The organism is Pseudomonas sp. PvP009 (genome assembly GCF_017832995.1).
In the GTDB taxonomy this organism is placed as follows: domain Bacteria; phylum Pseudomonadota; class Gammaproteobacteria; order Pseudomonadales; family Pseudomonadaceae; genus Aquipseudomonas; species Aquipseudomonas syringae.
In genome coordinates, this window is the sequence record NZ_JAFIBG010000001.1 from 302,480 (window position 1) to 320,210 (window position 17,731).

Sequence of the window (17,731 nt, forward strand, 5' to 3'; positions counted from 1 at the left end):
TCGGGCTGCACCTGCAAGCTTGATTTAGACGCTTCAGCCCTGCATCACCAGCCTGATATCGGCGGCCAGTTCACGCACGCGCTCTTCTTCGGTGTCCCACGAGCACATGAAACGTGCGCCGCCGTTGCCGATGAAGGTATAGAAGCGCCAGCCTCGCGCGGTCAATGCAGCAATGGCCGGCTCCGACAGCTGCAGGAACACGCCATTGGCCTGCACCGGGAACATCAGCTCCACGCCAGGAATGTCCTTGACCAGTTCGGCGAGCAGTTGCGCACAGCGGTTGGCGTGGCGGGCGTGTTTGAGCCAGGCGTCGTTTTCCAGCAGGCCGACCCACGGTGCAGACAGGAAGCGCATTTTCGACGCCAGTTGCCCGGCCTGCTTGCAGCGATAGTCGAAGTCTTCAGCCAGATCATGGTCGAAAAACAGAATGGCTTCGCCCACCGCCATACCGTTTTTGGTGCCGCCGAAGCACAACACGTCAACGCCGGACTTCCAGGTCAGTTCAGCCGGGGAGGCCTCCAGAAAGGCGCAGGCATTGGAGAAGCGGGCACCGTCCATGTGCAGATGCAGGCCCAGTTCTTTGCAGGTCGCGCTGATCGCCTTGAGTTCTTCCGGCTGATAGACGCCGCCCACCTCAGTGGCCTGGGTGAGGGTCACCACGCGCGGCTTGGGGTAGTGAATGTCCTGACGCTTGAGCGCCACTTCACGAATCGATTCCGGGGTCAGCTTGCCGCCCGCGCTGCGTGCGGTCAGCAGTTTGGAGCCGTTGGAGAAAAACTCCGGCGCACCGCATTCATCGGTTTCGACGTGAGCCGTTTCCGAACAGATGACACTGTGGTAACTCTGGCACAGCGATGACAGCGCCAGCGAGTTGGCCGCCGTGCCGTTGAAGGCGAAAAACACTTCGCAGTCGGTTTCGAACAGTCGGCGGAAATCATCCGAAGCGCGTGCAGTCCATTGATCATCACCATAAGCGCGTTGATGGCCCTTGTTCGCCTGCTCCATGGCTGCCCAGGCTTCAGGGCAGATACCGGAATAGTTGTCGCTGGCGAACTGTTGGCTTTGGTCTGTCATGGCCGATTCCTTATGGGCAATTATGGTGCGCACTGTAGCGACAATATAAGGTTCGGTCATGTGTTGGCTGCATGACGCAATTCCCCATTCAGGAGCACTATGGATCTTTCCAACCCGCCTTTTCTGCCCGGACGCAACAAGGCGCTGGACCTGCTCAAGTGGCTGGCGATGTTGAGTATGGTGCTTGACCACCTTCGCTATGTGGGCTGGTCAGTCGATTTTCTTTACGTGCCGGGGCGTTTTGCCTTTCCCTGGTTCTGCCTGGCAATTGCCGTGAATCTTTCCCGGCGCAGCGCAGCGATTGTGGCCCCGCGGGTGCAATGGCGCTATCTGGGCTGGCTGCTGGTGTTTGCCGGGTTGTCGGAGATCCCGTATCGGCTGTTCATGGCTGACGCGAGCGTGCTGAATGTGATGCCGACCCTGCTGTTGGGGCTGGTGATTGCTCAGGGCTGGCAGCAGCGCAATCCGACAACCCGAGTGATGGCCCTTGTTGCACTGCTGCTGACGGCGATCCTCCAGAAATACCTGATGTTTGGCTTTGCCGGTGTGTTGCTGCCGCTGGTCTTTGTGCTGGTGCTGGAAAAGCGACTTTGGTGTGCGTTGTTCCCGGCGGTCTTTTGTCTGGCGGGTAATGCTTGGCCCCAGATGTTTGCCGGTGCGAGCTGGGGCGATCCGATTTCCATCGGTTCGATAGTGGCTTGCGTGTTGGCGCCTTTACTGGGCATCGCGCTGCTGCGGGCAAAGCCCGGGTTCGCAGTGATCCCGATGCGGCGCTGGGCCTATGCGATCTATCCGCTGCACTTTCTGCTGTTGCTGGGCGTGCGGGGAGTGTTGGGCAGGGTTTGATCGGGAGGACGCAGAGCGTCCTCACACACTTCTCGTTCCTCCGCGTGGGAATGCAGTTCGTGACGCTCTGCGTCACACAGGGGTTCTGCGATGTCAGGTGGATGGGGGGTCGGCTCCGGTCACCTTTTCGCCCCTCGGCGAGTTACTTTGATGAGGCCAAAGTAACCAAAACCTTTCGCTCCGGTTTCCGGCCCGACTTCGTCGGGTTCCTTCGCCCTGTCACTGATCCGGGGGTCGCCGCAACGCGCCATCCATGGCACGGTGCGGCTAGCCTGGCGTCCTGCCAGGCTACCCCCGGATCAGCGCCAGGACTCAGCCGTCACTAACGTCGCACTCTGCGTCGTCAGCGCCACCGTGGGAGAAAAGCACTTTTGCGGCAGTGGCTTCGGTCTTGACTATCGTTCCCATGCTCCGCGTGGGAATGCATTTCGCGACGCTCTGCGTCGCAAGAGGACGCAGAGCGTCCGGAACGGCGTGCCAACGCAGAGCATTGGCACGATAGTCATAGTCATAGTCAGGAACAGCGAGCACTTGTAGGCGCGACGAGGCCGGGCGCTTCGGTGTCAGCTGTTGGGCAGCAGCCGGCAGGTGATGCTCTTGATGTAGCGCGTTTCGGCAATGGCCGGGTGTACCGGATGGTCCGGGCCCTGGCCGCCGCGTTCCAGCAGCTGGATGTTGCGGTCCAGATGGCGGGCGCTGGTCAGGAGGATGTTCTGCAGGTCGTCTTCCGGCAGGTGCATCGAGCACGACGCGCTGACCAGAATGCCGTCCTTGCTGAGCAGGCGCATGGCTTGCTCGTTCAGGCGGCGGTAGGCGCCTTCACCGTTTTTCATGTCTTTCTTGCGTTTGATGAACGCCGGCGGGTCGGCGACGATCACGTCGAAACGTTCTTCAGCGGCTTTCAGTTCCTTGAGTGCTTCGAAGACATCGCCTTCGATGCAGGTCATCTTTTCTGCAAAACCGTTCAGGGCTGCGTTGCGCTCCACGCCATCTAGGGCGAAGGACGACGCGTCGACGCAGGTGACATCGCTGGCACCGAAAGCCGCTGCCTGAATCCCCCAGCCACCGATATAGCTGTAGAGGTCGAGCACACGCTTGCCTTTGACGTAAGGGGCGATGCGCGCGCGGTTCATGCGGTGGTCATAGAACCAGCCGGTTTTTTGCCCTGCCATGACCGGTGCTTCGAACTTCACGCCGTTCTCTTCCAGCGCGACCCATTCCGGTACCAGACCGAACACGGTTTCGACGTAACGATTCAGGCCTTCCGCGTCGCGAGCCGCCGAATCGTTTTTGAACAGAATGCCGCTTGGCTTGATGACCTGGACCAGCGCCGCAATGATGTCTTCCTTGTGGTTTTCCATCGTGGCCGAGGCCAGCTGAACGACCAGAATGTCACCGAAACGATCGACCACCAGACCCGGCAGCAGGTCGGAATCTCCGTAGACCAGGCGATAGAAGGGCTTGTCGAACAGACGCTCACGCAGCGACAGCGCAACATTGAGGCGGTGGACGAGCAGAGACTTGTCGAGCGGCAGCTTGATGTCGCGGGACAGCAGGCGTGCGCAGATCAGGTTGTTGGGGCTCATGGCGACGATGCCCAGCGGCTTGCCGCCCGCAGCTTCGAGGATGGCCTGATCACCGGCTGCAAAACCATGCAGTGGGGTGGCGGCTACATCGATCTCGTTGCTGTAGACCCACAGATGACCGGCGCGCAGGCGGCGGTCGGCGTTGGCTTTGAGGCGCAAGCTAGGCAGGGACATGACGTCGCTCCTGAAAAAAGAGCGGGATTATAGCGCGTCATCCCGGCGCTGGGCCGGGATGACTGCAATTAACTGACGGAATCTGTCAGGCAGACAGTGCTTCAATCAGTTTGCTGTTGAAGGCGGGGATGTCGTCGGGCTGGCGGCTGCTGATCAGCTTGCCGTCGGTGACGACTTCCTGATCGACCCATTTTGCGCCCGCGTTGACCAGGTCATCTTTCAGCGTCTTGAAGCTGGTCAGGGTTTTGCCTTTTACCAGGCCGGCCGAGATCAACAGCCAGCCGCCATGACAGATGACGGCCAGCGGTTTGCCGGAAGCGTCTATGTCTTTGACGATTTGCTGCGCGTCAGTGTCGACGCGAATGGTGTCGGAATTCTGTACGCCGCCCGGCAGGACCACGCCGTGGTAGTCGCTGGCATTGGCAGCCTTGAAAGTCCGGTCGACCTTGAAGTCGTCAGCTGGCTTGTCGTGATTCCAGCCTTTGACTTTGCCCTCTTCAGCGGAAAGGATTTCCACGGTGGCGCCTGCTTGCTCCAGCGCTTCTTTCGGACCGGTCAATTCAACCTGTTCGAAACCGTCGGTTACAAGTATTGCGATGCGCTTGCCAGTCAGTGCTTTGGACATGGGATCCTCCAGTGTCAGGCTTGATGGATGGCGCACGGCAGGCCTTTTTGAGGCTGCCGTCTACGCCATGTACTTAGGGTCCGAAGCTATATACAAGGCAAAGTTCCGAGAAAATCTTCGTCCGGAGTGATGGACCGTTCACGTCCAAGAGGGGAGAATCCAGCCATTACTGCGAGTGAATACCTATGTCCGAAGAGCTTACCTCCGAGCAGATACAGCTAGCGTTGCAGGGCATCAGCGTGCCTCCCCAGCCACAGATCATGGTTGATCTGCAGATGGAGCAGTACATGCCTGATCCGGATCTGGGTGCCATCGCGCGCTTGATTGCACAGGATCCGGGGTTGTCCGGGGCGCTGCTGAAGATCGTTAACTCGGCGCATTACGGTCTGTCCAGCAAGATCGCCTCGATCGATAAGGCGGTAAATCTGCTCGGCAGTCGTACCGTCATCAATCTGATCAACGCACAGTCGATCAGAGGCGAGATGACTGACGAGGCCATTGTGACGTTGAACCGCTTCTGGGACACGGCCCAGGATGTGGCGATGACCAGTCTGACGCTGGCCAAGCGCATCGGCTCGCAAACGGTGGATGAATCCTATGCGCTGGGTCTGTTTCATGACTGCGGTATCCCGCTGATGCTCAAGCGCTTTCCCGATTACATGACGGTGCTGGAGGAGGCCTACGCCAATGCCGGGCCTGACTGTCGGGTGGTCGACACTGAAAACCGTGCGTTCGACACCAACCATTCTGTGGTGGGTTATTACACGGCCAAATCCTGGCGTTTGCCGGAGCACGTCACCAACGCCATCGCCAATCATCACAACGCATTGGCGATCTTTCAGGACGACTCAAGCCGCGATCCCACGCTCAAGAATCTGCTGGCTCCGCTGAAAATGGCTGAACATATCTGCCAGTCCTACCGTGTGCTGGGCAGTCAGGATGTTGATCACGAGTGGGAAAGTGTCGGGCCGCTGGTGCTGGATTACGTCGCGCTGTCCGAATATGACTTTGAATACCTGAGGGAAAGCATTCGCGAGCTGGGCGCGCGCTGATCCGGCGCCGTCCCGGCCTGTCCTTTCTGCACGACCGAGTTGTCCATGCCTGAATTACCTGAAGTCGAAACCACCCGTCGTGGCATTGCGCCGCATCTTGAAGGTCAGCGCGTCAGCCGCGTTATCGTGCGCGACAGCCGCTTGCGCTGGCCCATTCCCGAAGATCTGGATGTCCGCCTGTCCGGCCAGCGCATCGTGCAGGTCGATCGGCGCGCCAAGTACCTGCTGATCCAGGCTGAGGTGGGCACCTTGATCAGCCATCTGGGCATGTCCGGGAATCTGCGTCTGGTCGAAGCCGGGCTTCCGGCGCTCAAGCATGAGCACGTCGATATCGAACTGGAGTCCGGGCTGGCCTTGCGATACACCGACCCGCGTCGCTTTGGCGCGATGCTCTGGAGCCTTGATCCGCACAACCACGAACTGTTGATCCGCCTCGGGCCGGAGCCGCTGACCGATCTGTTCGATGGCGAGCGTCTTTACGAGCGTTCGCGTGGCAAGTCGATCGCGGTCAAGCCGTTCGTCATGGACAACGCCGTTGTGGTCGGGGTGGGCAATATCTATGCGACCGAAGCGCTGTTCGCCGCCGGCATCGACCCGCGCCGCGAAGCGGGGAGTGTGTCCCGGGCGCGTTACCTGAAGCTGGCCATCGAGATCAAACGTATTCTGGCCTACGCCATAGAGCGTGGCGGCACCACCCTGCGTGACTTCATCGGCGGTGACGGCAAGCCCGGGTATTTCCAGCAGGAATTGTTTGCGTATGGGCGTGGCGGTCAGCCATGCAAGGTGTGCGGTACGACGCTGCGTGAGGTCAAGCTGGGCCAGCGCGCCAGCGTGTATTGCCCGAAATGCCAGCGCTGAAATACGCATGACAGGGGCTCTGGGCCATTTGCTTAACCCACAGCCCTGTTTATAGTGATGGCACCGTAATTATTTGCTACGCCTGAAGGATCAAGCCATGAGCCCGTTTCGTATTATCGCTGCCACGCTGGTGTTGTTCACCGGCCTGCAGGCGCTGCCAGCGGTTGCCGCCGATGTCACCACAGGCAGCGGCGATCCGGTCTACACCATCCAGAACCCGCCGGCGTTTGCCATGATCGGTGACTTGCTGATTGCCCGCCCCTTGTTGATCGCGGCCACCGTTATCGGCACAGGCCTGTTCGTGATCGCCGCGCCTTTTGCAGCGGCAGGCGGCAACCTTGGGGCAACGGGCAAGGCGCTGGTGGTGGATCCGGGCAAGGCAGCCTTCGTGCGTTGTCTGGGTTGCACGGGCGACGGGTACGGCAAGCAGCAGTAAAGGCCGTTATCAGGCCTTGCTGGTGATGATCCGGTACTTGTCCATCAACTGCTCTTTACTCTCGACGTGATTCTCATCCAGAGGGATGCAGTCGACCGGGCAAACCTGCTGACATTGAGGCTCGTCGTAGTGACCGACGCATTCGGTGCACAGGTTCGGGTTGATCACGTAGATCTCCTCACCTTGTGAAATCGCCTCGTTTGGGCACTCGGGTTCGCAGACGTCGCAGTTAATGCAATCGTCAGTGATGATAAGGGACATGAATTGCTCCTGCCGCGGCCGACGCCGGGGCACATTAAAACCAATGCGGCGAATTGTGCCGCATTAGGCTTCGGGATGCACCTTCACATGCAGCGAGTCTAGCGCTTGAAGCGCTCGGTCAGCGCCTGGGCAACTGCAGGATGTACGAATTTGGTGATATCACCGCCCAACGCGGCGATTTCACGCACTAACGTCGAGGAAATGAACGAGTAGCGCTCCGAGGGCGTGAGGAACAGGCTTTCGACGTCCGGTGCCAGCTGACGATTCATATTGGCCAACTGAAACTCGTATTCGAAATCCGACACGGCACGAAGTCCGCGCAGAAAGACATTGGCATTCTGTTCCTTGGCAAAATGCGCCAGCAGGGTCGAAAAACCGACCACTTCCACATTGGGCAAGTGTTTGGTGACTTCGCGGGCCAGCTCGACGCGTTGCTCCAGAGGGAACAGCGGGTTTTTCTTCGGGCTGGCGGCAACCGCAATGACCACTTGGTCGAACAGGCGCGAGGCGCGCTCGACCAAATCTCCATGGCCCTTGGTAATCGGGTCGAAGGTGCCTGGGTACAACACTCGGTTCATCGCGTCGTCCTGGTCGGAGTCCGTTGTGGGACTCGGATGGTATCGCAGCCTTCCCGATGGGCCAAGCTGCGCGGCAGGTATCAAACGTCGTATTGCGCCGATTATCGGCCATGTTTCTGCTGAAATCCCTGACTTTGGGGCTATTTGGCGCAGTCACAGATGGCTGGTCGGCGGATGAAAAAGTTTGTAAGACGGACGCTGATTGACGGGCGGGGTGTTCTCGGGCTTTTCGATCCGTCCGGTGTTGACCCAGGTGTGTATGCCTGCGTCGACCTGACACTCTCAACGCAACGATTCTGCCACCATTGCAGCATCAGCCTGCGCTAAGATTGCCATCATCTGATCAGCATAGAGTGGTCTGGCCCAGCATGGCACCGCGTACCAAAACCCGTGAACGAATCGTGCAAACCAGTCTGGAACTGTTCAATCAGCAGGGCGAGCGTAGTGTGACCACCAATCACATCGCTGCGCACATGGAAATCTCGCCCGGCAATCTCTATTACCACTTCGCCAACAAGCAGGCGATCATCGCCGAACTGTTCTCCGAGTACGAGGTGCTGATCGGCAGTTTCCTGACCCTGCCAGCCGACCGTACGCCGACCATCGAGGACAAGCGCGATTATTTCCTGGCGATCATCGACGCCATGTGGCGCTACCGTTTTCTGCACCGTGACCTTGAGCACCTGCTGACGTCGGATGAGGAACTGGCGCGGCGTTATCGGCGTTTTTCATACCGCTGCCTGATGCAGGCGATGACCATCTACCGGGGATTCATCAAGGCAGGCATCCTGAAGATGGATGAGTCGCAGATCGAATGGACCAGTCTCAACACCTGGATCGTCCTGACGTCGTGGGTGCGTTTTCTGTGCACCAATCGGGAAAACTCCACGGAGATCAACCAGTCGGCTATTCGACGTGGCGTCTATCAGGTACTTATGCTCGAATCTGTTTTTGTCGCGCCTCAGGCTCGCGAAGCGTTTGATGCACTGTGCGAAACGTTTCACGCATCGCTGCCAGAGGTTCTGATGTGAATTCCGGGACCGAAGAGCAGCCAGCTTGTCGGTTCTCTGCCACGGGAGAGTGTCATGTCCATTGCGCAACTGATCAACCCTGAGCAACTGGCTGAACGCCAGAAAACTCCAGGCCTGGTGATTCTCGATTGCCGCTACGCGCTCGAAGATTCCGACTATGGTCAACGCAGTTATGCCCAGGGGCGTATCGAGGGCGCGTCTTTTGCCGATCTGAAGCGCGACCTCAGCGGGCCTGTGATCAAGGGCAAGACCGGACGTCATCCACTGCCCGATCCCGCCGCTTTGCTGCAATGCTTTCAGGCATGGGGCATCAACGCCGACAGCGATGTGGTGCTCTATGACGATGGTCCGGGAATGTATGCCGCACGGGCCTGGTGGTTGCTGGCCTGGATGGGCAAGCGTGAAGGCGTCTACCTGCTCGATGGCGGGCTGAAGGCCTGGCACGCCGCGGGGCTGCCGTTGAGCCTCGATGCGCCCAACCGTGAACCCGGTCATTTCAGCGGTGAGCCGGACATGTCCATGGTGCTCAGCGGCAGTCGCTTGCAGGGTCGTCTGGGACGCCCGGAAATGACCTTGATCGACGCGCGCGCCGAAGCCCGCTTTCGAGGCGATGTAGAACCTCTGGATCCGGTGGCCGGGCATATTCCCGGTGCGCAGTGTGCGGCCTGCACTGACAACCTTGGCGCGGATGGACGCTTTTTGCCGCCCGAGCAGCTCAGGCAGCGTTTCGCTGAAAAGCTGCAGGGCCGCCCGCCCGAGAGCCTGGTGTCCTATTGCGGTTCAGGTGTCACCGCCTGCCACAACCTGTTCGCCCTGTGTCTGGCCGGCTATCCGCTGGCAACGCTGTATGCGGGGTCGTGGAGCGAGTGGATCAACGATCCTGAGCGTGAAATCGCCACGGGCGCCGATTGATTCGTTATCAGTTATCAACTGGTGGGCGAGCCGTCGCGCTCCTGGGTGGCGCATAGCCACAGCGGGATGCGACGTTCGAGGTAATAGCGCGGATTACGAAGCGAGCCTTCGACGAAGCCGACATGCCCGCCCTTGGTGTGCAGTTCGAATTCGGTGCAGGACGATAGCTCGCTGGGCTCGGGCAGGCTGTGAGGGAACACGAACGGGTCGTCGCTGGACTGGATGATCAACGTCGGCGTCTGAATCTGGCCCAGGTAGTAGCGGCTGGACGCCCTGCGGTAATAATCCGTGGCATTGGTAAAACCGTGCAGCGGCGCAGTCACCCGGCCATCGAAGTCCCAGAAGGTGCGCATGTTCTCCAGTGAGCCCAGCGCGGCGAGTTCGGCCAGGCCCTCGCTGATGCCTTCATGCTGGAACCGATGCTGCTTGTCACGGATATAGGCCAGCATTTCGCGCATGAAGTGGCGCTGATAAACCCGCGAGAAGCCTTGACCGATACGGTTGGCGCATTCGTCCAGACGAAACGGCACAGACACCGCCACGGCGCCCTGTAAGTCACTGCCAGCGCCGGATTCGCCGAGGTACTTGAGCAGCACATTGCCGCCCAGCGAATACCCCGCCGCATAAATCGGGGCCAATGGCCGCAGCGAACGCAAATGGGCGATCACCTCGGCCAGATCCTCGCTCGCCCCGGAATGATAACTGCGCGACAGCAGGTTGGGTTCTCCCGAGCAACCGCGCCAGTTCAACGCCACACTCGGCCAGCCCAGCGCTGCCATGGCCTTTTGCAGGCCGGCAACATAGGGCGAGTTGGACGACCCGGTCAGGCCGTGCAATACCAGCACCAAGGGTTTATCGGACTCATCCGGACCATGCCAGTCCATGTCCAGAAAGTCCCCGTCCTGCAACCACAACCGCTCGCGCGTCCGCGCCAGCAACGTCGGCTTGCGCAGCAGCGGCCCCCAAAGCGTCTGCAAATGCGGATTGCCCATGCCGACGGCCGGGACGAATGGATTGGCATGGGACAGAAAGGTAGGGCGTGTGGACACGTGCTTGCTCAACGATCAGTTCAGGGGTGACTGGCTATACGTTGCCACTAAGCAGTCCGGGATGTAAGGGGGGAGCGCCGGAATGTATTCATGACACTCTGCATGACCACGAGGACGCAGAGCGTCCAGAACTGCATGCCGACGCAGAGCATCGGCACGATAGTTACAAGAGTCTCGTTCCGCACGCTCCAGCGTGGGAATGCCGTTCATGACGCTCTGCGTCGTCAAGAGCTGCATGCCAAACGCGGAGCATTGGTACGTGAGCTGTCAGCCCTAGCCCCGCTGCCACAAGGCGTAATACACCTGACCAGCCTTTTTCTCGCGGTGCAATCGCCAGCTGCCCGGCAAGCCGGTGGTCGATGGCGGTGTTTCGCTTTCGGTGTAGATCCAGGCGGTGTCGGCCAGCCAGCCGTGGCTTTCCAGCAGGTTGCAGGCTGATGCCAGCAGGCCCTGATGGAAGGGCGGGTCGAGGAACACGACGTCGAAGGGCGACGCGGTGGCGGTTTCCAGATGGCGCAGGGCGTCGGTCTGGGAGACCTGGCCGCTGGTGCAGTTCAGTGCATTGAGGTTCTGGCGCAGGCTGGCGATGGCTGCCGCGTTGCTGTCCAGGGCCAGGCCCATGCTGGCCCCACGCGACAAGGCTTCGAAATACAGCGCGCCGCTGCCCGTGAAAACGTCCAGCACCCTGGCACCGGCGATGTAGGGGGCCAGCCAGTTGAACAGGGTTTCGCGCACGCGATCAGGTGTCGGGCGCAAGCCTGGGGCGTCGGGGAAGGTCAGGCGGCGGCTGCCCCACTCTCCGCCGATGATACGAAGCTGACCCAGGCCGTTGTGGCCCTTCGGACGTGGATTGGCCATCAGTGTTCCGGGACCCCTGCAGGTTGGCGGACGGGTTTGTCGGTCGGCGCCGGCAATGGTTTTTGCTCAACGGTCGGACCCACGGTGACGATGACCATCTTGTCGGCGCTCAGGTGCTTGCTCATGGCCGCTTTCACCTGTTCGACGGTCACGTTCTGGGCGGCGGCCATGTAGTCCTCGAGGTAGGTCAACGGCAGGTTGTAGAAGCCGATGGCGCCCAACTGTCCCACGATGGCCGAATTGCTGGCTGCGGTCAGCGGGAAGCTACCGGTCAGTTCGCGCTTAACATCGTCGACTTCTTTCTGGGTCGGACCATTGGCGAGGAAGTCTCGAATGATGTCCTGCACCAGCTTGAGGGTGTTTTCGCTCATTTCCGCGCGCGTCTGCAGGCCGATCATGAATGGCCCCGCTACCTGCATGGCGGTGAAGCCGGAAGACACGCCGTAGGTCAGGCCGCGTTTTTCCCGCACTTCGGTCATCAGCCGGCTGCCGAAGCCGCCACCGCCCAAGACCGAGTTACCCACGGTCAGCGCCGCGTAGTCCGGATCGTTGCGGTCGACACCCAGCTGCGCGAGCATCAGGTGCGTCTGGTTGGAGGCAAATTCGATGTGCGTAGTGCCGGCCTTGGGCTCGACCGGATCAGCGACCTTGGCCAGCGCCGGGCCTTTGGGCAACGAGGCCGAGACCTGTGCCGCGATGGCCTGTGCTTCGTCTCGCGACAGGTCACCGACCAGAGCAATCACTGCATTGCCCGCCGCATAGCCCTTGGCGTGGAATGCCTTGAGCTGAGCCAGGGTGATGGCATTGACGCTCTTGGCGTCGCCTTCGCTCGGGTGAGCGTAGGGGTGATCGCCGTACAGACGATTGAACAGTTCCTTGCTGGCGATAGCGCCTGGGTTCTGTTTCTGAGTCTCGAAGCTGGCGATCAACTGGTTCTTGATGCGAGCCAGAGAATCGGCAGGGAAGGTGGGCTTGCCCACCACTTCACTGAACAGCTTCAGGGCCGGATCGCGCTTGTCCGCAGCGCTCAGGCTGCGTAACGAAGCCACCGCCATGTCGCGGTAGGATCCGTTGCTGAAGTCGGCGCCCAGACCTTCGAAACCCTGGGCGATCGCGTTGACGTCCTTGCCTTTGATGCCTTCGTTGAGCATGGCGTTGGTCAGCAGGGCAATGCCGGGCGATTTCTGGTCCTGGCTGCTGCCCGCAGCGAACGTCAGACGCATGTCGAACATCGGCAACTCGCGGGACTCCACGAACAGCACGCGAGCGCCCTCGGCGGTATTCCAGGTCTGGATATTCAGGGCGCGACGGGCCGGAGCCTTGCCGTCCAGTTCCTTGAGAGTCTGCAAGTTGCTGCCCAGCGCGGGAGCGGCCTGGCTTGGCTCGGCAGGGGCGTCGTCGGCCAGGGCTGGCAGTGCGACAAAGGCACCGAGCGAACCGGCCAGGATCAGGCCAAGCAGCGCATGACGTGGAGCATTGCGCGTGATCATTTGGCTTTCTCCTCAGGCAGAACGTGCGCAACGCTGAGGCGCTCACGGGTGAAATAGGTGTTGGCAGCTTTCTGGATGTCTTGCGGGGTTACGCTCTGCAGCGCCTCCAGTTCATTGTCCATCAGCTTCCAGGACAGGCCGACGGTTTCCAGTTCTCCGATCATGGTTGCCTGGCTGGTGATCGAGTCGCGCTCGTAGACCACACTGGCAATTACCTGAGCCCGGACACGCTCCAGCTCCTCGGCGGACGGTGCCTTGGTTTTCAGCTCATCGAGCAGGCGCCAGATTCCGGCTTCCACGTCGGCCAGGGTTTTCTTCTTCTGCAGGTTGGGTGTGGCGCTGATCATGAACAGGCTGTCGCCGCGAGCGAACGCGTCGTAACGCGACGAGGCACCGGAGACCAGCTCTTCGCCACGTTCCAGGCGTGAGGAAATGCGTGCGCTGTAACCACCGTCGAGCAGCGCTGCAACCAGGCGCAGTGCGTTGGCCGAGCGTGGATCCTCAGCAGTTGCGACACTCGGTACGTTGAAGCCGTAGATCAGGCTCGGCAACTGGGTTTTGACGTGCAGGGTGATCTTGCGCTCACCGGGTTCGGCCAGTTCAAGCGGTTTTTTCGAAGGCGGTACATCGCGGCGCGGGATCGATCCGAAGAAGCGTTCTGCCAGGGCTTTGACGTCGTCCGGCTGCACATCACCGACCACCACCAGCGTGGCGTTGTTCGGCGCATACCAGGATTCGTACCAGTGGCGCAGTTCTTCGACCTTCATGCGCTCCAGGTCCGCCATCCAGCCGATGGTCGGCGTGTGATAGCCGCTGGCAGGGTAGGCCATCGCCTTGAAGCGCTCGAACGCCTTGCCCATTGGCTGGTCATCGGTACGCAGGCGACGCTCTTCCTTGATAACCTCGATCTCGCGGCTGAACTCGTCGGCGGGCAGTTTCAGGGTCGCCATGCGATCGGCTTCCAGTTCCAGCGCCACGCTCAGACGGTCTCGCGCCAGCACCTGGTAATAAGCGGTGTAGTCGTCGCTGGTGAACGCATTCTCTTCAGCGCCCAGATCGCGCAGAATCAGCGAAGACTCGCCCGGTCCGGTTTTGCTGCTGCCTTTGAACATCATGTGTTCAAGCGCGTGGGACAGACCGGTCTGGCCCGGCGTTTCGTAGCTGGAGCCGACTTTGTACCAGATCTGCGAAACCACCACTGGAGCCCGATGGTCTTCGCGGACAACGACCTTCAGGCCATTGTCGAGGGTGAATTCGTGAGTCGGTTGCGGATCGGCAGCCAATGCTGTCAAAGGCAGACAAATTGTGCTGAGCAGCAGGCCTGCGGCGCGGCGGGCTAAAGCATTCATTCGTAGTTTGAACCTGTAGGACGGCCCGCTTGAACTTAGCGTCGGCGGGCGCGGGGGTGTTAGGATACTGATCCGTTTGCTTCAGAGACAGCCTTCACTGGCCGATTGCGAGTGAAACCTGTCTGAAACGCAGGTAAAGGTAGCTGCACAAGCGGCCGTTGAGTGAACAAGAAGTCCTAAACGCAGTCTGTTTTGCATGTCAGAATTTTTCCGGGTCGCCCTCTGGCGCCCCGCAACCTTGAGATAGCCGTCATCCATGTTTGGTTCCAACGACGACAAGAAGACCCCAGCCGAGGCTGGAGAGAAGAAAGGCCTGTTCGGATGGCTGCGCAAGAAGCCGCAGCAAGCCGAGCCGAAGCCAGCAGAATCATCCCCGACGCAACCCGACCCGATCGCCGATCAGGTTGCCGCGACGCCGCAGGTTGAGCCTCATGTTGCCTCGCAATCGGTGCCCGAAGTCACTGTCGAAGCAGCTGCGCCTGCATCGCAACTGCATGTGGAGCCCGGCGCGCCGTCGCCTCAGCCCTGGTTGACCTTGCCGGTGACTGAAGAGCCGGTGGCCTTGAGCGACGAGCGCGAGCCGCATGTCACGCCGGCCATTCCTGAACAAAACCATGCCCACGTTGTGCCCGAACCGCTGGAGCCTGAACCCGTCGTAGCGGAATCAGTAGCGGATATCGCGCCGCTGGCGATGCCTGAGCCGTTGCTGGTTCAGCCCGTTGCAGAGCCACAGCCGCAACCGGTTCAGCCTGCTGCGCAAGAGCTTGCAGTGCCGGCGTCTGCGCCGACACCTGAGCCGGAAACCGGCAAGGTCGGCTTCTTTGCACGCCTCAAGCAGGGCCTGTCGAAGACCAGCGCCAGCATTGGCGAAGGCATGGCCAGCCTGTTTCTGGGCAAGAAGGCCATCGATGACGACCTGCTGGAAGAAATCGAAACCCGCCTGCTGACCGCCGACGTTGGCGTTGAGGCCACATCGGTCATTATCAAAAGCCTGACCCAGAAGGTCGCGCGCAAGCAGTTGACCGACGCCCAGGCACTGTACACCTCGTTGCAGGGCGAGCTGGCCGCGATGCTCAAGCCTGTCGAGCAACCGCTGGTGATCAAGTCCGAACACAGGCCGTTCGTGATTCTGGTGGTCGGCGTCAATGGCGCGGGCAAGACCACGACCATCGGCAAGCTGGCCAAGAAGCTGCAACTGGAAGGCAAGAAGGTCATGCTGGCGGCGGGCGACACGTTCCGCGCTGCAGCCGTCGAGCAATTGCAGGTCTGGGGTGAGCGTAATCACATACCGGTCATCGCCCAGCACACCGGTGCCGACTCGGCTTCTGTCATCTTCGATGCCGTGCAGGCCGCCAAGGCTCGTGGCATCGACGTGCTGATCGCCGACACCGCTGGCCGTCTGCACACCAAGGACAACCTGATGGAGGAGTTGAAGAAGGTTCGCCGTGTGATCGGCAAGCTGGACGCAGACGCTCCTCATGAAGTCCTGCTGGTCCTCGATGCGGGCACCGGGCAGAACGCTATCAATCAGGCCAAGCAATTCAACCAGACCGTCACGCTGACCGGGCTGGCGCTGACCAAGCTCGATGGCACCGCCAAGGGCGGCGTGATTTTCGCCTTGGCCAAGCAGTTCGGCTTGCCGATTCGCTATATCGGCGTCGGTGAAGGTATCGATGATCTGCGTACCTTCGAGGCCGAACCCTTTGTTCAGGCATTGTTTGCGGAGCGGGAGCGTCCATGATTCGATTCGAGCAGGTCGGTAAGCGCTACCCGAATGGACATGTCGGGTTGCATGAACTGAGCTTTCGAGTACGTCGCGGCGAGTTTTTGTTCGTCACCGGTCATTCCGGTGCCGGCAAAAGCACGCTGCTGCGCCTGTTGCTGGCCATGGAGCGTCCGACCACCGGCAAATTGATGCTGGCCGGTCAGGACCTTGGGCAAATCAGCAACGCACAAATCCCGTTTCTGCGTCGTCAGATCGGCGTGGTGTTCCAGAATCACCAGTTGCTGTTCGATCGCACGGTGTTCAACAACATCGCGTTGCCCTTGCAGATCCTCGGCCTGTCCAAGCCCGAGATCGCCAAGCGGGTCGACTCGGCGCTTGAGCGGGTGGCGTTGTCCGACAAGGCCGAGCTGTACCCGGGTGACCTCTCTACCGGTCAGCAGCAGCGTGTCGGCATTGCCCGCGCCATTGTTCACCGTCCGGCCCTGCTGCTTGCCGATGAACCGACCGGTAACCTCGATCCACGCCTTGCGGCGGAGATCATGGGGGTGTTTGAAGATATCAACCGACTGGGGACCAGCGTGCTGATTGCCAGTCACGACCTTGCATTGATCGCCCGCATGCGCCATCGCATGCTGACCCTGCAGCGCGGTCGTCTGATCGGTGACGGGGAGGCCGGAGTATGAGTGCCACACGCAGCCCCAAGGTTTCAGAGCGCGTCGCGCCAAAAGCCGCCGATCCGGTGCCGCCGAAACAGAAAAAGCAGCGCCATGACCACGATGACGACGGCCCTGATTTCAGCGCGCTGCTGTCCGCCTGGCTGGAAAGCCATCGCTCCAGTTTGCTGGACAGCCTGCGACGTCTGGGCAAGCAACCGATTGGCAGTTTCTTTACCTGTCTGGTGATGGCGATTGCCTTGAGCCTGCCGATGGGCTTGTCATTGCTGCTGAGCAATGTCGAGCGTCTAGGCGGTTCGTGGCAGCGCGCGGCGCAGATTTCGATCTACCTGAATCTGGATGCCAGCACCGCTGATGGCACACGTTTGCGCGATGAGATCAAGGCAATGCCCGGTGTGGCAGATGCCGAGTACATCAGCAGCGAACAAGCGTTGGGTGAGTTCAAGCAACAGTCCGGGTTAGGCGAGGCGCTCAAGGAATTGCCGGAGAACCCGCTTCCGGGCGTGGTGCTGGTGACGCCGGACGAAGTGGACAAACCTGCGCTGGAAGCCTTGCGTACGCGACTGGCTGAATTGCCTAAAGTAGAACAGGCGCAACTGGACCTGGTCTGGGTTGAAAGGCTGGCCGCGATCCTCAAACTGGGTGACCGTTTCGTTTTCGGCTTGACGGTTTTGCTGGTCTCGGCTTTGCTGTTAGTAATTGGTAACACAATTCGTCTACACATTGAAAACCGCCGCATCGAAATCGAAGTCATCAAGCTGGTCGGCGGTACCGACAGCTACGTGCGCAGGCCTTTCCTTTATATGGGCGCGCTGTACGGCTTCGGGGCAGGCATCCTGTCCTGGGGCGTTCTGGCTTACGGCCTGAACTGGCTGAACGGCGCGGTTGTCGGACTGGCAGGTCTCTATGGAAGTGACTTTGCGCTGGCCGGTGTGCCGATGGGTGATGGTCTTTCCCTCTTGCTTGGAGCGGTTCTGTTAGGGTATATCGGTGCCTGGATTGCGGTGGCCCGACATCTTCGTGAACTGGCGCCCCGGTAGAGCCACATTATTGTTTCACCAGACTGGCCTCTGAATATCAAGGAACTTGGTTAGCGGTTCCGGGTCAATCTGGCTAATGCTGAACTGCACATTACCTGTGCGCTGGAGGTTT

18 protein-coding genes are annotated in these 17,731 nt (G+C 60.3%); 9 read left to right on the forward strand and 9 right to left on the reverse strand.

All coding sequences use genetic code 11. From position 1 onward, the window contains the following. Nucleotides 1–33 precede the first annotated feature (33 nt). A complete protein-coding gene (locus JOE29_RS01240) occupies nucleotides 34–1,074 on the reverse strand; it encodes a low specificity L-threonine aldolase (RefSeq protein ID WP_003316332.1) in 1,041 nt (346 codons plus the stop codon). A gap of 99 nt (nucleotides 1,075–1,173) precedes the next feature. Between JOE29_RS01240 and JOE29_RS01245 the strand changes: the two genes are divergently transcribed. Continuing rightward, entirely contained in the window at nucleotides 1,174–1,920 is a 747-nt protein-coding gene (locus JOE29_RS01245) for a TraX family protein (RefSeq protein ID WP_057407301.1), read from the forward strand. Between the two features lie 563 nt (nucleotides 1,921–2,483). Here the strand turns inward: JOE29_RS01245 and JOE29_RS01250 are convergent. Both JOE29_RS01250 and JOE29_RS01255 read right to left on the reverse strand, forming a co-directional pair. Then, nucleotides 2,484–3,680, reverse strand: a complete 1,197-nt coding sequence (locus tag JOE29_RS01250) for a class I SAM-dependent rRNA methyltransferase (protein WP_003393654.1) — start codon at nucleotides 3,678–3,680, stop codon at nucleotides 2,484–2,486. Nucleotides 3,681–3,765: 85 nt separating this feature from the next. Further along, nucleotides 3,766–4,305, reverse strand: coding sequence for a type 1 glutamine amidotransferase domain-containing protein (locus tag JOE29_RS01255; protein ID WP_103365200.1), 540 nt, complete (start codon nucleotides 4,303–4,305; stop codon nucleotides 3,766–3,768). A 239-nt stretch (nucleotides 4,306–4,544) separates the two neighbouring features. Here JOE29_RS01255 and JOE29_RS01260 point away from each other — a divergent pair, with 239 nt between their 5' ends. From JOE29_RS01260 to JOE29_RS01270, 3 genes are all read left to right on the forward strand, one after another. Further along, nucleotides 4,545–5,357, forward strand: coding sequence for an HDOD domain-containing protein (locus JOE29_RS01260; RefSeq protein WP_170855983.1), 813 nt, complete (start codon nucleotides 4,545–4,547; stop codon nucleotides 5,355–5,357). Between the two features lie 45 nt (nucleotides 5,358–5,402). Further along, nucleotides 5,403–6,215 (forward strand): bifunctional DNA-formamidopyrimidine glycosylase/DNA-(apurinic or apyrimidinic site) lyase, encoded by an 813-nt coding sequence (gene mutM / locus JOE29_RS01265; RefSeq protein WP_003372546.1) that lies wholly within the window; start codon nucleotides 5,403–5,405, stop codon nucleotides 6,213–6,215. 97 nt (nucleotides 6,216–6,312) lie between these two features. Continuing rightward, the gene (locus tag JOE29_RS01270) at nucleotides 6,313–6,651 is read left to right on the forward strand and encodes a multidrug transporter (protein WP_103363226.1); all 339 of its coding nucleotides are present in this window, start codon (nucleotides 6,313–6,315) and stop codon (nucleotides 6,649–6,651) included. A gap of 9 nt (nucleotides 6,652–6,660) precedes the next feature. On the opposite strand, the gene JOE29_RS01275 is transcribed toward JOE29_RS01270, so the two are convergent. Next, nucleotides 6,661–6,912 carry a YfhL family 4Fe-4S dicluster ferredoxin gene (locus JOE29_RS01275; RefSeq protein WP_003316325.1) on the reverse strand — a complete coding sequence of 84 codons (252 nt, stop codon included), beginning with the start codon at nucleotides 6,910–6,912 and terminating at the stop codon, nucleotides 6,661–6,663. 98 nt (nucleotides 6,913–7,010) lie between these two features. Beyond that, entirely contained in the window at nucleotides 7,011–7,490 is a 480-nt protein-coding gene (coaD, locus tag JOE29_RS01280; protein WP_003348749.1) for a pantetheine-phosphate adenylyltransferase, read from the reverse strand. A 368-nt stretch (nucleotides 7,491–7,858) separates the two neighbouring features. Between coaD and JOE29_RS01285 the strand changes: the two genes are divergently transcribed. Next, entirely contained in the window at nucleotides 7,859–8,521 is a 663-nt protein-coding gene (locus JOE29_RS01285; RefSeq protein WP_003393649.1) for a TetR/AcrR family transcriptional regulator, read from the forward strand. 54 nt (nucleotides 8,522–8,575) lie between these two features. Next, nucleotides 8,576–9,433 carry a sulfurtransferase gene (locus JOE29_RS01290; protein WP_065094097.1) on the forward strand — a complete coding sequence of 286 codons (858 nt, stop codon included), beginning with the start codon at nucleotides 8,576–8,578 and terminating at the stop codon, nucleotides 9,431–9,433. Nucleotides 9,434–9,447: 14 nt separating this feature from the next. Here JOE29_RS01290 and JOE29_RS01295 read toward each other — a convergent pair whose 3' ends face one another. The 4 genes from JOE29_RS01295 to JOE29_RS01310 form a co-directional block, all read right to left on the reverse strand. After that, nucleotides 9,448–10,482 carry a hydrolase gene (locus JOE29_RS01295; protein ID WP_210078733.1) on the reverse strand — a complete coding sequence of 345 codons (1,035 nt, stop codon included), beginning with the start codon at nucleotides 10,480–10,482 and terminating at the stop codon, nucleotides 9,448–9,450. A gap of 273 nt (nucleotides 10,483–10,755) precedes the next feature. After that, nucleotides 10,756–11,340 carry a 16S rRNA (guanine(966)-N(2))-methyltransferase RsmD gene (gene rsmD / locus JOE29_RS01300; RefSeq protein WP_003411937.1) on the reverse strand — a complete coding sequence of 195 codons (585 nt, stop codon included), beginning with the start codon at nucleotides 11,338–11,340 and terminating at the stop codon, nucleotides 10,756–10,758. After that, nucleotides 11,340–12,830, reverse strand: a complete 1,491-nt coding sequence (locus tag JOE29_RS01305; RefSeq protein WP_003393646.1) for a pitrilysin family protein — start codon at nucleotides 12,828–12,830, stop codon at nucleotides 11,340–11,342. The genes rsmD and JOE29_RS01305 overlap by 1 nt, the downstream gene beginning before the upstream one ends. After that, complete coding sequence (locus JOE29_RS01310) at nucleotides 12,827–14,179, reverse strand: pitrilysin family protein (protein ID WP_210078734.1); 1,353 nt, start codon at nucleotides 14,177–14,179, stop codon at nucleotides 12,827–12,829. Before JOE29_RS01310 ends, JOE29_RS01305 begins: the two co-directional genes overlap by 4 nt. Before the next feature lie 256 nt (nucleotides 14,180–14,435). On the opposite strand from JOE29_RS01310, the gene ftsY reads away from it, so the two are divergent. From ftsY to ftsX, 3 genes are read left to right on the forward strand one after another with little or no spacing between them, the layout of a single operon-like run. Further along, nucleotides 14,436–15,920 carry a signal recognition particle-docking protein FtsY gene (gene ftsY / locus JOE29_RS01315; RefSeq protein ID WP_210078735.1) on the forward strand — a complete coding sequence of 495 codons (1,485 nt, stop codon included), beginning with the start codon at nucleotides 14,436–14,438 and terminating at the stop codon, nucleotides 15,918–15,920. Beyond that, entirely contained in the window at nucleotides 15,917–16,588 is a 672-nt protein-coding gene (gene ftsE / locus JOE29_RS01320) for a cell division ATP-binding protein FtsE (protein ID WP_002555631.1), read from the forward strand. Before ftsY ends, ftsE begins: the two co-directional genes overlap by 4 nt. Further along, the gene (gene ftsX / locus JOE29_RS01325; protein ID WP_003393643.1) at nucleotides 16,585–17,619 is read left to right on the forward strand and encodes a permease-like cell division protein FtsX; all 1,035 of its coding nucleotides are present in this window, start codon (nucleotides 16,585–16,587) and stop codon (nucleotides 17,617–17,619) included. The genes ftsE and ftsX overlap by 4 nt, the downstream gene beginning before the upstream one ends. Nucleotides 17,620–17,731 lie beyond the last annotated feature (112 nt).

Coding starts and splice junctions, on each gene's coding strand:
- JOE29_RS01240 (WP_003316332.1), bottom strand. CDS start 1,074: ATGACAGACCAAAGCCAACAGTTCGCCAGCGACAACTATTCCGGTATC.
- JOE29_RS01245 (WP_057407301.1), top strand. CDS start 1,174: ATGGATCTTTCCAACCCGCCTTTTCTGCCCGGACGCAACAAGGCGCTG.
- JOE29_RS01250 (WP_003393654.1), bottom strand. CDS start 3,680: ATGTCCCTGCCTAGCTTGCGCCTCAAAGCCAACGCCGACCGCCGCCTG.
- JOE29_RS01255 (WP_103365200.1), bottom strand. CDS start 4,305: ATGTCCAAAGCACTGACTGGCAAGCGCATCGCAATACTTGTAACCGAC.
- mutM (WP_003372546.1), top strand. CDS start 5,403: ATGCCTGAATTACCTGAAGTCGAAACCACCCGTCGTGGCATTGCGCCG.
- JOE29_RS01270 (WP_103363226.1), top strand. CDS start 6,313: ATGAGCCCGTTTCGTATTATCGCTGCCACGCTGGTGTTGTTCACCGGC.
- JOE29_RS01275 (WP_003316325.1), bottom strand. CDS start 6,912: ATGTCCCTTATCATCACTGACGATTGCATTAACTGCGACGTCTGCGAA.
- coaD (WP_003348749.1), bottom strand. CDS start 7,490: ATGAACCGAGTGTTGTACCCAGGCACCTTCGACCCGATTACCAAGGGC.
- JOE29_RS01285 (WP_003393649.1), top strand. CDS start 7,859: ATGGCACCGCGTACCAAAACCCGTGAACGAATCGTGCAAACCAGTCTG.
- JOE29_RS01290 (WP_065094097.1), top strand. CDS start 8,576: ATGTCCATTGCGCAACTGATCAACCCTGAGCAACTGGCTGAACGCCAG.
- rsmD (WP_003411937.1), bottom strand. CDS start 11,340: ATGGCCAATCCACGTCCGAAGGGCCACAACGGCCTGGGTCAGCTTCGT.
- JOE29_RS01305 (WP_003393646.1), bottom strand. CDS start 12,830: ATGATCACGCGCAATGCTCCACGTCATGCGCTGCTTGGCCTGATCCTG.
- JOE29_RS01310 (WP_210078734.1), bottom strand. CDS start 14,179: ATGAATGCTTTAGCCCGCCGCGCCGCAGGCCTGCTGCTCAGCACAATT.
- ftsY (WP_210078735.1), top strand. CDS start 14,436: ATGTTTGGTTCCAACGACGACAAGAAGACCCCAGCCGAGGCTGGAGAG.
- ftsE (WP_002555631.1), top strand. CDS start 15,917: ATGATTCGATTCGAGCAGGTCGGTAAGCGCTACCCGAATGGACATGTC.
- ftsX (WP_003393643.1), top strand. CDS start 16,585: ATGAGTGCCACACGCAGCCCCAAGGTTTCAGAGCGCGTCGCGCCAAAA.